Source organism: Helicobacter suis (genome assembly GCF_902196125.1).
Classification (GTDB): domain Bacteria; phylum Campylobacterota; class Campylobacteria; order Campylobacterales; family Helicobacteraceae; genus Helicobacter; species Helicobacter suis_B.
Genome location: NZ_CABIKG010000003.1, coordinates 71,570 through 84,907 on the forward strand (window position 1 = coordinate 71,570; position 13,338 = coordinate 84,907).

Annotated in this window: 12 protein-coding genes; 5 read left to right on the forward strand and 7 right to left on the reverse strand. The window is 40.6% G+C overall.

Annotated features, from left to right (window positions below):
* Nucleotide 1: 1 nt before the first annotated feature.
* The 7 genes from G6Q00_RS01770 to G6Q00_RS01800 form a co-directional block, all read right to left on the reverse strand.
* Nucleotides 2–823: a hypothetical protein gene (locus G6Q00_RS01770; RefSeq protein WP_240330922.1), complete on the reverse strand. Its 822-nt coding sequence runs from the start codon at nucleotides 821–823 to the stop codon at nucleotides 2–4.
* Nucleotides 820–1,863: a hypothetical protein gene (locus G6Q00_RS01775; RefSeq protein ID WP_163531754.1), complete on the reverse strand. Its 1,044-nt coding sequence runs from the start codon at nucleotides 1,861–1,863 to the stop codon at nucleotides 820–822. Before G6Q00_RS01775 ends, G6Q00_RS01770 begins: the two co-directional genes overlap by 4 nt.
* Nucleotides 1,860–2,546 (reverse strand): TrmH family RNA methyltransferase, encoded by a 687-nt coding sequence (locus G6Q00_RS01780; RefSeq protein ID WP_163531755.1) that lies wholly within the window; start codon nucleotides 2,544–2,546, stop codon nucleotides 1,860–1,862. The genes G6Q00_RS01775 and G6Q00_RS01780 overlap by 4 nt, the downstream gene beginning before the upstream one ends.
* The gene (rsmI, locus tag G6Q00_RS01785) at nucleotides 2,543–3,382 is read right to left on the reverse strand and encodes a 16S rRNA (cytidine(1402)-2'-O)-methyltransferase (protein ID WP_163531756.1); all 840 of its coding nucleotides are present in this window, start codon (nucleotides 3,380–3,382) and stop codon (nucleotides 2,543–2,545) included. Before rsmI ends, G6Q00_RS01780 begins: the two co-directional genes overlap by 4 nt.
* 2 nt (nucleotides 3,383–3,384) lie before the next feature.
* Entirely contained in the window at nucleotides 3,385–3,588 is a 204-nt protein-coding gene (gene rpmE / locus G6Q00_RS01790) for a 50S ribosomal protein L31 (RefSeq protein ID WP_006564157.1), read from the reverse strand.
* 86 nt (nucleotides 3,589–3,674) lie between these two features.
* A complete protein-coding gene (ffh, locus tag G6Q00_RS01795; RefSeq protein WP_163531757.1) occupies nucleotides 3,675–5,009 on the reverse strand; it encodes a signal recognition particle protein in 1,335 nt (444 codons plus the stop codon).
* Nucleotides 5,010–5,013: 4 nt separating this feature from the next.
* Nucleotides 5,014–7,626: a valine--tRNA ligase gene (locus G6Q00_RS01800; protein ID WP_163531758.1), complete on the reverse strand. Its 2,613-nt coding sequence runs from the start codon at nucleotides 7,624–7,626 to the stop codon at nucleotides 5,014–5,016.
* 252 nt (nucleotides 7,627–7,878) lie between these two features.
* On the opposite strand from G6Q00_RS01800, the gene G6Q00_RS01805 reads away from it, so the two are divergent.
* From G6Q00_RS01805 to gyrA, 5 genes are all read left to right on the forward strand, one after another.
* Complete coding sequence (locus G6Q00_RS01805; protein ID WP_163531759.1) at nucleotides 7,879–8,133, forward strand: hypothetical protein; 255 nt, start codon at nucleotides 7,879–7,881, stop codon at nucleotides 8,131–8,133.
* A 605-nt stretch (nucleotides 8,134–8,738) separates the two neighbouring features.
* Nucleotides 8,739–9,704 (forward strand): lipid A deacylase LpxR family protein, encoded by a 966-nt coding sequence (locus G6Q00_RS01810; RefSeq protein WP_346265326.1) that lies wholly within the window; start codon nucleotides 8,739–8,741, stop codon nucleotides 9,702–9,704.
* Nucleotides 9,705–10,568 carry a hypothetical protein gene (locus tag G6Q00_RS01815; protein ID WP_163531761.1) on the forward strand — a complete coding sequence of 288 codons (864 nt, stop codon included), beginning with the start codon at nucleotides 9,705–9,707 and terminating at the stop codon, nucleotides 10,566–10,568. It begins immediately after the preceding gene.
* A complete protein-coding gene (locus G6Q00_RS01820) occupies nucleotides 10,565–10,903 on the forward strand; it encodes a diacylglycerol kinase (protein ID WP_163531762.1) in 339 nt (112 codons plus the stop codon). The genes G6Q00_RS01815 and G6Q00_RS01820 overlap by 4 nt, the downstream gene beginning before the upstream one ends.
* A gap of 11 nt (nucleotides 10,904–10,914) precedes the next feature.
* Nucleotides 10,915–13,332 (forward strand): DNA gyrase subunit A, encoded by a 2,418-nt coding sequence (gene gyrA, locus G6Q00_RS01825; protein WP_163531763.1) that lies wholly within the window; start codon nucleotides 10,915–10,917, stop codon nucleotides 13,330–13,332.
* Nucleotides 13,333–13,338 lie beyond the last annotated feature (6 nt).

Consider the following 13,338-nt stretch of genomic DNA (forward strand, 5'->3'; position numbering starts at 1 on the left):
ATCAGCGCTTTATAGGTTCTAACCAAACTTTAATCCCACCCTTTAAAACTAAAGGGTTATTCACATCACTTACCCGTACAAAGCGTACCTTATCTGTAATATCTAGGCTAATTTTTTCTGTAGGGGTATCTGTAGCCGTGTAGTTTAACATGTGCAAAGTAGCATCAAAAACGCTAACTTGGGGTTGCCACTCTTTATCATTAGCCACTATAATTAATTTACCACTATCAGTCATATCAAGCCAATACACCCCGCTAATTTCTTTTAACTCTATTCCATCACTAACTGGGATAATTGTAGTGGCATGGGCTAGTTTGGGGGTGTTAACTTGGAAAGTATAACTCCAATCTTTAAGGCTATTGCGCTTTAAATCTAGCAGTATAAAGCCTTGTTTGGCAAAGAGTTTAGCAAGCAGGGTAGGATCGAGGGCATATTCTGTACTGAGGGCAAAAACAGCGCTACTTTGATCTTGATTATGTGTAACTTCTAGGATAGGGAAATAAGCATATCCCATAGAGGAAAGCACGCTTCGAATTGTTTTAAGCAAGAGAAGCGGGGAGGTTTTGGCCTCAAAACGCACGCGTAAGGAACTAGGTTTTTTAAATTTAAGGGGTAGTAGGCCATTTTCCTTAAGGGCGTTGATCACTTTTTGAATCTGTAAAGTCCCTTGTTCATAAAAGGCCTCTTTATGGCTAAAGACTCGCTGGATAAAATTCTTATTGGTTTGATAAAACGCACGATCCATTAAACTTTTGATCTTGCTATCTAGGGCATCAGCGCTTAAGTAAAAATAAAACGCTACGATAAGTAAAACCAACCTCACCGGCTACGCTCTTGGTAATGAACTAGACTAATGCGCCGTAACCCTCCTTTGGGGGTGTAGAGAAAACGCAAGGGGCGATCGCGTTTAAAATCTAAGAGTTTACCATTAGCCTTTATGGATAAATTCCCATGCCCAAAGGCTAAGAGCCACTTATGCCCCTGTGTGTTTAAAGTAAAAGGTTCTTTAAGAAATGTTTGTTTTTTATCCTTAGTGCGTAAGTCAATGCTTTCCATCCACACCTCTTCTTTAGGCGTGATCTCAATCATGGGATATTTTTCTGTCTCTTCTTTGGGGGGTTGCTCCTCTTTAGGGGGCGTATTAGGCGTATTAGAGGGTGGCGTATTTTCTGCACTTTTTAAACCGGAGGGGGCGGGGTTTGAATCTAAAGACTCTTGAGCGGGTTTGAGCTGTGCTTGGTTTTGCTCTGAGGGTTTAGTTTGTGTGCTTTGTTCTTGTGGAGTGGGGGTAGATTGTGTGCTAGTTATTTGGGGCTCAGAAGGAGGGGGTAAATCCGGGTTTTTTGTTTTAGGGGTATCTTCTGATATACTTTCTTGAGTGGTGTTAGTACTATAGTGCAGATACAAACCAAAAGCAAGGGCTAGCACGATAATAGGGGTGATAAAAACCCATTTAGAAGTTTTTCGTTCATAAGAGATTTTAGGGGGGGGTAAATCCCCTACACGCTTGGCGTCTAAAAAGGGTAGGGGTTTTTCTTGCTCTTGCTTTGGCTCTTGTTTTACTTTTTGCTCTTGTGGCGCTGGAGTGGTATTTACTTCTTTAGGGCTTTCTTTAGAGCCGGCAAAGGAATTTTTTTTATCATACTCCACTAGCCACTGGCTTAGATCAATCCGGTACTCTTTTTCTAAAATCTGTAAAAACCCTACCGCATGTACTCTTTGCAATGAATTAAAATCCTTTTCTAAAATTGCCTTGATTCGTGGGTTAGCAATCTTAGTGGTTTGTGCGATCTCTTTAATTCCCTTTTCTTGTAATAGTACCAGTGCCCGATCTAGCGCTTCTATTTTTTCTTGTTCATTCATCCTCTCACCCTATCCATTAAAATTGCCCCCGCTACACTCACATTTAAAGAATCCATTTTACCCTGCATTTTGATGTGTAAAAGTTGATCCATTTTATTTAAAATCCTAGAATTTAAGCCAATTCCCTCACTCCCTAAAAATAAAGCTAATGGGTGTGTAAACACGACATTTTTCACATCTTGCCCCCTAACATGCGCTCCATAGCAAAACACCCCCGCCTCTTTGAGTTCACAAATAACATCTAAAATATTTTGACACACACAAAAGGGTACATCATATAACGCCCCTAAACTAGAGCGCACCAACCCCTCATAGGGCATGTGCGAATCTAAAATCACCCCTTCAAAGCCTAAAGCGGCCACACTTCTAAACAAAGCCCCTACATTACCCACATCGCTTAGCCCACAGAGTACTAAAACTTTATCAAGAGTTTTAATATCCTTTAGTCTATCTTTTTGTGGGGGGTAAACTTTAGCTAAAAAACCTTGATGATTAGCCCCTTTGGCCATCGCTTGGGCTTTTTTAAAATCTAAATTAACAATTTGGCTTTGATACTCCCTTTGGTGTGCCCTAAATAAGTTAAAGGTTTTTTTATCCACCTCTTTAGCCAAGTACAGCACAGAGATCATATCCGGATAGTACATGAGCATGTGCAACACAACTTGCTTACCAAAGACAATCATGGATTTTTATAAGTACGCGTATATAACTCTTTAGGGCTTATCTGCATCAATTTAGCCAATAATTTAACCTTGATCTTGGGGGGTAAATCCATGCGCTCAATTTCTATAGCCGACAAACTAGGCTCTTGATTAACTTGGCTTTCTACCACCAATACCCATTCACCTTGTAAAGCCTTAGCACTAGCACCTCTAAGTTTGTCATAGAGAGTAGAGATCTCCTCTTTATAGTGTTGTTGGTTTAATTTAGTCATTTCCTTAATGGCAAACACTTTTGCATCTGAAAAGATCTCTTTGAGATCGGCTAGCATGTCCAAAAGACGCTTAGGGCTTTCATAAAAAACTAAGAGGGGAGCAACACCGCGTAATTTAGTAAGCATAGCACGCCGATTCAAACTCTTAGGGGGCAAAAAGCCTACAAAATAAAAAGAGGAAGATTGAAAACCACTAGCACTATAAGCATTAATACACGCGCTTGCCCCGGGTAAAACATCATAAGTAACTCCATGTTCTTGGGCAAATGCCACTAATTTAGCCCCCGGATCACTCACACAAGGACACCCCGCATCGCTGACAAATACTACATGCTGGCTAGTAAAAAAGGAAGGGTCAACTTGGTTTAAAAACGCCTCTTGGTTATGAGAGTGGAAGGGTAAAAAGCGCTTGGGTTGTGTGCTCTTTAATGGAGCTGTCCAATCTTGTTGTTTGAGCAAAAACACCAGCCGTTTGGTTATGCGCACATCTTCACACAAACAAACATCACAATTAGCCAAAGCCTCCAGCGCGCGCATAGTCATATCCTTAAGATTACCAATGGGAGTGGGTAATAAGGTGAGCAAAATTATTGCATTTTATATTTTTGTCTGAATTTTTCCACGCGTCCGGTGGTGTCGGCAATTTTATCACTACCTGTATAAAAAGGGTGGCAAAAGCTAGAAATATCAATCCTTAATTCGCTTTTAGTGCTCAGTACTTCAATTTCTTTGCCACTGGTTACACAAGTAACTTTGCATGGAATGTATGTAGGATGGATACCTTTTTTCATGAAAATTCTCCTAAAAAGTTTTTAAAATTATACCTAATCTTTGCTTAGCTGTGAGGCTAAGAACTTGCCAAATTAATAGTTTAATCTTATCTCTTGGGCATACCGGTTTGTTGGAGTGTTTGTAATAAATGCGCCACCCCACCCTTAGAACTCATTCTTTTAGCCAAATCTTTAACTTGATCAAAACGCTTTAAAATGCGATTAATCTCAGCCACTTCTAACCCACAACCTAAGGCGATGCGTTTTTTACGGCTTCCATTTAAGATACTTGGATCGTTTCTCTCCTTAGGGGTCATAGAAGAGACCATCGCTTTTATCTTTTTAATTTCTACTGAGTTTTCTAAATCCGTCCCCTTAAGCGCGCTAGCCACATTATTTAACCCGGGTATCATGGAAATTAAAGAGCTCAAAGAGCCTAATTTTTTAATCTTTTCAATTTGTTCTAAAAAATCATTGAAATTAAATTGCCCTTTTTTGAGTTTTTTAGACAGCGTTTTAGCATCGTTGCTATCAATCACGCTAGCCGTTTTCTCTGCTAAACTTGCAATATCCCCCGCTCCCATTAAACGATTAGCGATGCGATCTGGCATGAATATATCTAAATCTGGGATTTTCTCCCCATGCCCGATAAAACGCAAGGGGATTTGTAATTGGTGGGCAATACCTAGCGCAACGCCACCCTTGCTATCGCTATCAAACTTACTTAAAACCACCCCACTTAAACCTATTTCTGTATGGAAAGTTGCAGCCGAGCGCACCCCATCTTGCCCACTGAGCGCATCGGCTACATAAAAGGTTTCTGAAGGCTTAATTAAATCTTTTAAAGCCTTAAGCTCTTGCATTAAGTTTTGATCAATGGCCAAACGCCCCGCACTATCCACAATCACCACATCAAATTGCCCCTCTTTAGCACGATCTAGCGCCCCCTTAGCAATCTCTAAAATAGAACCCTCTTGGTAAAAAACCTCTACACCAATTTGTGTACCTAAAACTTGTAACTGTTCAACAGCAGCTAGGCGTTCTAAATCACAAGCCACTAATAAAACCTTTTTATGGCGGGTTTTAAGATAGTGTGCCAGCTTAGCACAGGTAGTCGTCTTACCCCCTCCTTGTAGTCCACACATCAAAACAATAGTGGGGGGCATAGGGGCATAAACAAACCCACTAGAACAACCCGGTACACTTAAAATTTCTAATAAACTCTCTTGCAGGGCATCAAAGAATTGTTGCTTGCCAATGCCCTTAGCCTTAGTTTTAGCCTCAATATTTTTAACCAGTTCTTTAACCACCTTATGGTGGACATCATTGCGCAAAAGAGCTTTTTTAAGTTCCTCTAAAGCCTTTTCTAAAGCTTTTGCATCGTCTTGGAAACGGATTTTAGCGAGGGCATTTTTAAAGGATTGGGTTAGCGTATCAAACATTTAATTATCCTTGTAATATTTTAAGTTCTTTTTCAATTTGAGTCTGTCTTTCTTGGATTTCTTGCAGACGCGTTTGTAGCGTTTGTAAAAGGGTTTTGGGTGCTTTAGCCAAAAAATTAGGGTTATCTAAATTAAGTTTGCTTTTTTCTTTGTGCAGTTTTTCTAATTGATTTTGTAAACGCGCAATGAGTGCACTCAGATCAACCCCCTCCAAACTCACATGTACGCGCCCTAACTCGCCTGTATCACTCAAACTCTTAGCAGGTTTACTATCCACTAACTCTAAATGTAAAACTTTACTTAGTTTGCTAATAAATTGTAAATCCTCTGTTTGTAAAGCTACTTTACTTTCTAAATACACCTTTTGAATTGGCGTGTTTAAAAGAATTTTTAGCCGCCTAATGGCTGTAATGGCCTCTTTAATGGCATTAAAACGCGTCTCTAGTGTGTAATCTAAATTCTCTTCTTTAGGATAGGGTTTTATCATAATAGAGGGGTCTTTTTCTAAAGAAGTTGTACTTAAATGGTGGTAGAGATATTCGCTAATAAAGGGCATGAAGGGGTGAAGTAGTAATAAAGCTTCTTTAAAAACAGAAATGAGCTCGCTAAAAACTTGGGGGGCTTCTTGGGTGTTTTTGCTAGCTTTAGAAAATTCTACCACCCAATCGCAAAATTCCCCCCAAAAAAAGCGATACAAAATTGTAGCCGCATCGTTAAAGCGATACAGTTCAAGCGCAAGGCGCACCTCTTTAGTGGTGGCATTTAAACGCGATTTGGCATACCGCCCTAGTGTGCTATAACACTTGATTAAATCTGTTTGCAAATTCCCCCCCGCCTCTATTAAACTTTTGTATAAAAACAAACTTGCATGGTAGAGTTTATGGGTGAAATGGCGCGCTTGGGTGATCACTTCTTTATTTAGGCGCAAATCTCGCCCCTGTACACAAAGCATAGCCAAAGCAAAGCGCAAACTATCACTCCCCTCTGTTTTAATGATCTCTAAGGGGTCAATAACATTTCCCTTAGATTTACTCATCTTTTCGCCCTTTTCATCGCGCACGAGGGCGTGTAAGTAGATATGCTTAAAGGGCAACTTGCCTAAAAAACTTTCTCCCGCCAAAAGCATGCGCGCCACCCAGAAAAATAAAATATCAAAACCAGTGATTAAAACGCTATTGGGGTAAAAATCTTTTAAATCATGAGAATCAAATAAAACCCCTTCTAAACCTAGATTTTCTTGAGCCCAGCCTAGAGTACTAAAGGGCCAAAGCCCTGAGCTAAACCAAGTATCTAGTACATCAGGGTCTTGTTCTAAATGGGTATTAGCACATTTAGGGCATACACTAGGTTTATCTAAACTGACAAATTGGTGGTGGTTAGCACAAGTAAAAATAGGAATGCGATGCCCCCACCAGAGTTGGCGGCTAATGCACCAATTACGCAGTTGCTCCATCCATGCGTTGTAATTATTGCGCCAATGGGAGGGGAAGAAGTGGGCTAAACCTTGTTTGATTTTTCTAATTGAATCTTGTGCCACCTCTTTTTTAACAAACCACTGCTTAGAAATATAAGGCTCAATAGAGCTATTACAGCGATAACACTTGCCCACTTGGTGGGTGTGATCCTCAATTTTTTCTATAAAGCCCTCCTCTTGCAAGGCTTGCACAATTAAATCTCTAGCCTCTAGGCGATCGTGATTGGCAAATACACCCGCATGGGCATTTAAAATACCTTTTTCATCAAAGATCACTAAAGAGTCTAATTGGTGGCGCTTGCCCACCTCATAATCATTAAAATCATGCGCGGGGGTTACTTTAACACAGCCACTCCCAAAACTAGGGTCTACATAAGAATCAGCAATAATAGGAACAACCCGCCCATTTAGGGGTAAAATAGCCTTTTGACCGATGAGGTGTTTATAGCGTGTATCTTCTGGGTGTACCATTAATGCTACATCGCCAAATAAAGTTTCAGGGCGCGTAGTGGCTACGATGACTAATCCGCCTTGCTCTAAAAAGTAGCGTAGATGATAAAGCTTGCCCTGCTCTTCTGCATATTCCACTTCAATATCTGCTAAAGCACCATCTTTACAACACCAATTGATCATGTAAGTTCCTTGCACGATCAGAGCTTGATCAAACCATGTTTTAAATGCTTGTTTAACCGCCCTTTCTAACCCTATATCCATAGTAAAGCGCAAGCGACTCCACGCACAAGAAATGCCTAGTTGTTGCATTTGCTCTACAATCTGATCTGTACAAGTTTCTTTCCATTCTAAAACCTTTTGGATAAAAGCTTCACGGCCAATATCCTCTTTTTTGATTCCTTGTTCTAATAGTTGCTTTTCTACGACATTTTGCGTAGCAATGCCGGCATGATCTAAACCGGGTTGGTAGAGTACGCGATAACCGTCCATGCGTTTAAAGCGCGCTAAAATATCTTGCAAACTAAAAGTAAGCGCATGCCCCATATGCAAGCGCCCGGTGATATTAGGCGGGGGCATCATGAGGGCAAAGGGGGGTTTACTTGTATCTTTATCTACTTCAAAATAGCCTCTGTCTTGGCAAATGCTGTAATAATGCTTTTCTAAGGCTAGATCAAAGGGAGGCAAATCCATAAAAATCCTTAGAATTTTTATTTTATTTTAACCTGAAGTGGCTTAAAAGAGTAAAAATTATCCTCTCCACCCCCAACCCCCAAACCAACTAAACCCCCCAAAGCTAGAGACTTTAAAACATCTAAACCCTAGCCGTAGCCAGAGCCATTTGAAAAAACCGCCAAATTATGGTGGGTTAAATCCCCAAGGGGGGTGCACAAAATGATCACACAAAGGCCAGTAGCCTTAACAAATTTAAAACAAAGGGAACATATGCGCGTATATACACGAAAAGATCAGCTTTATGCTGAATACTATACAGAAGATGGCAAGAGGGTACGCAAGAGCCTAAAGCTTAAAGATACAGAGAAAAACCGCGCTAGAGCGCTAGATCAGCTAGAGGACAGGGTGAAGGCGGCAAAGGCTAGAAAAAGATTTGTTGATCCACTAGAAGTGCCACTAGCTAGTATAATTCATGAGTACCTAGAAACCTTTGAAAGTTATACCTCTTGGTTAGTTTTGTGCTAGACTACAGTGTAGCAAACACAGGTTAATGCACTTAAAAAATGCTTATACATCTGCTTTAAAGAACAAAGCTTTACACGCTGCCTAAAATCTCTTTATTAACTCTTGCGCTGTCCTAGCATTTTTGTAGATACTCTGTAATAGCCATCTTGTGGATATGATTTAGTGCGCCCTCCAAATACCCAATACTAGTGGGATTATAATCTCTAAGCCCATTAGTGAGTTCTAACACTTCTAGTGGATTTTAATAGCTATGTATCCTCACTCCATAACATTAAGTGTTAGACGAGACAAACATGAGAGAAGAAGAGCTATAAAGAATGGAGGAGTAGGCTAGTCTTACTTGATACTAAGTACAAACACATTCCCATCTTTAACTTTGTTAAAATTTTAAGGCTTTTACCCAAAAACTCTCTTTATAGACTTTTTAGCTCAAAATTTAGGTAGTCTACTCTACAAAGAAACCATCTACCTAACCTGCTCTTTTTACGATAAAGCAAATTTGCTAACTTAAGAGTTTTTATCTAAATCAAATCCCCTATCTAAGCCCGTGCTTTGATTTTTTGGCTATAATGCCAGCAATGAAATCATACGCCCCTTTTTTCTGTATGTTGCTTTGCTCTCTTAGGGCTATGGATTTAACCCCCTATCACAAGCAATATATCCAGTTAGTAACTGAAGATGATGGTTATATCAACCCCTACATCGATCGTTACTACACGGCAGGTACGCGTATTGGCTGGGTGAGTAAAGAATATAACTATCACAAGCGCAAATCTGCCATGTCTTGGGCGCGCTTTGTAAGCTTACAGGGCAAAAAAGAGCGCATGACTCGCTTTAATATCTACCTCACCCAAGACATGTACACCCCCACTCTTGCCCACCGCTTACTCACAAATATAGTCAAAGGCGATCACCTCTATGGGGGTTGGTTACGGCTTAATTTTGGCATATTCCAAAGAAGCGCGCATGCTTTAGAGCACACTAGTTTTTCTATTGGCATGGTTGGTCCTGCCTCTTTGGCTGGACCAACACAAAATCTTATCCACACTTGGGGGCATGATCCTAAATTTTTAGGCTGGAATACCCAAATTAAAAACGAATTTATCTTTGAGTTTAACTACACTTGGATTCAAAAACTAGACTTTTATAAAAGCCGGTATTTTAGTATTGATATGTTGCCTGCGGCTAGTTTTAGTTTGGGTAATGCCTTGACTAATTTTAACTTAGGGGCTACTTTGCGCATGGGTTATAATTTAGAGGCTGATTTTGGGCCTAATGAAATCCATAGCGGTTTTCCTGGAGGCGAGCCTTATAGTAACCGCTTAGCTTTTTATGTTTTTGTGGGGGCTATGGGGCAATTCCAACCCTTAGATGTGTTTGTACAAGGCAATGACGCACAAACCAGAGGCATCACACAATTACCCTATTTTCTTTATAACGCGCAAGTGGGGGTGGCTTTGCTGTATAAGGGCATGCGTTTTTGCTTTAGTGCTATTGATCTAAGTAAAACCTTTAGAGATCAAAGCAGAAACCACAATATCGGTAGTATTGAATTGGATATTGCTTTTTAAATGTCTAAAAAGATCGTTATTATTTTACTAGGGGTGGGGGGGTTGTTAGCGGTTTTGCTATTTGGAGTGGGTTTAAAATTAAGCAGTGATATTAAACATAAATTAGAGGAAAGTTTAAACAATCTAGCCAAACATATACACGCGATGCCCTTTACTTGCAAGGGTTTTAAAAATATTGTCTGTGAGAGTGCGGGTATTCGTGGCCAAACAGGGGCGATCTCTGTAGCATTAGCTGAGGTTAAAACCAATGCCTTACAATTTAAATTAGACATTCCTAAGCTTTATGCTACTAAAACATGGATGCCAACAAGTGCGCTTTGTTTACTAGATTTAAGTTTGCAAGATACGCTAGTAGAGCACAACACCTGCCACTTAAAAGGACAACAAATTTCTTATAATCTGTTATTAGATGCCCGTTTAAAAAATGGGGATAAACCTTTAAATCTTAAAAATCTTTTAGGTTCTCAAGCCCAAACACAAAATGTAAAAATCCTTGTTGAAAAATTAGGGGTTAAAACCTATTCTAAAGATTTTCGCTCCATTCTCTACCCTCTTTTACAAAAAACAGGGGATATACACGCCTCTCATTTTGACGCGCGAAGCTACAACAAAGCCCTAGAGGAAGTTGTGCGCTCTTTTAAAGGCACTGTGCTAGTGGGGCTATTAGTAGCCGGTTTACAAGGTGAAGCGCAAGCAGCACAAGAACTTTCTAACCAGTTACTAGCCTTTGCACAAAACAAACGCGATCATGTAAGCTTTGAATTAGTGAATAAAAACGCTCCCTTTATACCTTTGCTAAATTTAATCCATGGGAAAAATTTATTAGATTATCTCCCGCATTTTTCTATTAAAGTGTTGCCATGAAGCGCCTTTTAAAGGCTTGGTTATACTCTAAAGACGGGTTGAAAGCTGCCTTTAGTGAAGAGCCTGCTTTTAGACAGGTGGTGTTTTTATGTGGGGTAAGTCTACTAGGGGCTTTTTTTTGCGCGCATTCTTTTATCCAGTTTGTACTCTTAATTTTGCCCGGGGTACTCTGTATTATCGTAGAACTTCTTAATAGCGCGATTGAAAACGCGGTGGATTTTACAGGTACGCAGCAACACCCCCTAGCCAAAAAGGCCAAAGACATGGGCTCAGCGGCGCAGTTTGTGTGTTTGGTGTTTTTAATCGGGGTTTGGGCGGGGTATTTTATTTTTTAGAGAGGTTGGCTATGGAAATTAAAGAAATTGTCATTGAAGAATCGTTAAAAGCGAGCTATTTAGATTACTCTATGAGCGTAATTGTAGGGCGTGCCCTGCCAGATGCACGCGATGGATTAAAGCCAGTACACCGGCGTATCCTTTATGCGATGCATGAATTAGGCTTAGGCTCACGCGTGCCTTATAAAAAAAGTGCGCGTATTGTGGGTGATGTGATTGGTAAATACCACCCCCATGGCGATAGCGCGGTCTATGAGGCTTTAGTGCGCATGGCACAAGATTTTTCTATGCGTCTGCCTTTAGTAGATGGACAGGGTAATTTTGGCTCTATTGATGGGGATAATGCGGCCGCAATGCGCTATACCGAGGCACGCATGGCAACTCCAAGCGAGGAACTTTTAAGAGATATTGATAAAGATACGGTAGATTTTAACGACAATTATGATAATACCCTTAAAGAACCAGATGTCCTGCCTAGCCGTTTGCCTAATTTGCTCATCAATGGTTCAAGCGGGATTGCTGTGGGTATGGCTACCTCTATCCCACCTCATCGCCTAGATGAAATTATAGAGGCTCTTATTTTTGTACTAGAAAACCCACAAGCTAGCTTGAGTGATATTTTAGATTTGATGCCCGGTCCAGATTTTCCTACAGGCGGGATTATCTATGGCAAACAGGGGATTTTAGAAGCTTATAGCAGTGGGCGGGGGCGTATCCGCGTACGGGCTAAAACCCGTTTGGAAAGAATAGAGGGGCGAGAGAGTATTATTATTGAGCAAGTCCCTTATCAAACTAATAAAGCTAAGCTTGTAGAACAAATTAGCGAACTAGCGCGCGATAAAGTTGTAGAGGGGATTTCTGAGGTACGCGATGAATCTGATCGAGAGGGGATTAGGGTTGTTATTGATCTAAAAAGAGAGGCCAACGCCCAGATCGTGCTTAACCAGTTGTATAAATCTAGTGGCATGGAGAGTACTTTTAGCATTATTTTACTGGCGATTCACAATAAAGAACCCCGTATTTTTAATTTGCTTGAGTTACTTAAACTCTTTTTAATGCACCGTAAAACCATTGTGATTCGCCGCACTATCCATGATTTAGAAAAAGCTAGGGCGCGCATCCATATTTTAGAAGGCTTATTAGTTGCCCTAAAAAATAGCGAGGCTATTATTGATCTAATTAAAAAAAGTAGCGATACAAATAGCGCTAAAGAGGCATTAATACAAGCCCACCAATTAAGTGAGGAACAAAGCAAGGCCATTTTAGAAATGCGCTTACAAAGACTTACCGGATTAGAGCAAGAGAAAATCTCTAAAGAATATGCTGAGCTTCAGGCGATCATTCAAGAATTGCAAGCCATTTTAGAGCATGCTGACAAACTTAATAACCTCATTAAAGAGGAATTATTAGAAATTAAAGAAAAATTTAGTAGCCCGCGTAAAACCCAGATTGAGGAGGATTATGAAACTCTAAGCGATGAGGATTTAATCGCCCGTGAGGATATGGTGGTTACACTAAGCCATAGGGGCTATGCTAAGCGCATGCCCTTAAAAATCTATGAACAACAAAAACGCGGGGGCAAGGGTAAGATTTCAGGAAACACCCATGAAGATGATTTTATAGAGTTTTTCTTTAGCGCTAACACCCATGACATCATTCTTTTTATCACAGATAAGGGGCAACTCTATTGGCTTAAAGTTTATAAAATCCCTGAAATGGGGCGCAATGCCATAGGTAAGGCCTTAGTTAATCTCATTGATATAGAGCCGGGGGAAAAAATTTGTGCCATTCTCTCCACCCCCGATTTTAGCCCGGATAAATTTTTAGTTTTCTTTACTAAAAAGGGCATGATCAAAAAAACACAGCTAAGCGCCTTTGGGCGGGTACGCATAGGGGTGCGATCTATTGAGTTAAAAGAGGGCGATGAGCTTGTAACTACGCAGATACTTGAGCATGAAGATCAAGAATTATTCATGGCCACAGCTAAGGGAATGTGTATCCGCTTTAAGGCTAGTGGGGTAAGAGATATGGGGCGAACAGCTATGGGGGTGATTGGTATGCGCTTAAAAGAGGGGGATTTTGTCATTGGGGCTAGCATAGCACTTAGCGATCAGCATAAACTTTTAACCATTAGCTCTAAGGGCATGGGCAAACAAACTTTAATAGGGGCTTATCGCTTGCAAAATAGGGGAGGTTTGGGGGTGATTGGGGCTAAACTCACGCCTAAAACGGGGAATTTAGTAGCCATTGTACATGTAGATGAAGGGCAGGATTTGATGCTTTTGACTAAAAATGGAAAGATGATTCGCATGCCAATGGATAGTATCCGTGAGACAGGGCGCCATGCAAGCGGGGTTAAGCTTGTAAGCGTGGAGGGCGATGGGGTGGTGTATGCTAATACCTGCCCTAAAGAGAATGAAGTGGAGTAAAGGGTA

Excerpts from the sequence above, each read along its gene's own strand:
- G6Q00_RS01775 (WP_163531754.1), bottom strand. The coding sequence starts at position 1,863 with ATGAATGAACAAGAAAAAATAGAAGCGCTAGATCGGGCACTGGTACTA.
- G6Q00_RS01780 (WP_163531755.1), bottom strand. The coding sequence starts at position 2,546 with ATGATTGTCTTTGGTAAGCAAGTTGTGTTGCACATGCTCATGTACTAT.
- rpmE (WP_006564157.1), bottom strand. The coding sequence starts at position 3,588 with ATGAAAAAAGGTATCCATCCTACATACATTCCATGCAAAGTTACTTGT.
- ffh (WP_163531757.1), bottom strand. The coding sequence starts at position 5,009 with ATGTTTGATACGCTAACCCAATCCTTTAAAAATGCCCTCGCTAAAATC.
- G6Q00_RS01800 (WP_163531758.1), bottom strand. The coding sequence starts at position 7,626 with ATGGATTTGCCTCCCTTTGATCTAGCCTTAGAAAAGCATTATTACAGC.
- G6Q00_RS01805 (WP_163531759.1), top strand. The coding sequence starts at position 7,879 with ATGCGCGTATATACACGAAAAGATCAGCTTTATGCTGAATACTATACA.
- G6Q00_RS01810 (WP_346265326.1), top strand. The coding sequence starts at position 8,739 with ATGTTGCTTTGCTCTCTTAGGGCTATGGATTTAACCCCCTATCACAAG.
- G6Q00_RS01815 (WP_163531761.1), top strand. The coding sequence starts at position 9,705 with ATGTCTAAAAAGATCGTTATTATTTTACTAGGGGTGGGGGGGTTGTTA.
- G6Q00_RS01820 (WP_163531762.1), top strand. The coding sequence starts at position 10,565 with ATGAAGCGCCTTTTAAAGGCTTGGTTATACTCTAAAGACGGGTTGAAA.
- gyrA (WP_163531763.1), top strand. The coding sequence starts at position 10,915 with ATGGAAATTAAAGAAATTGTCATTGAAGAATCGTTAAAAGCGAGCTAT.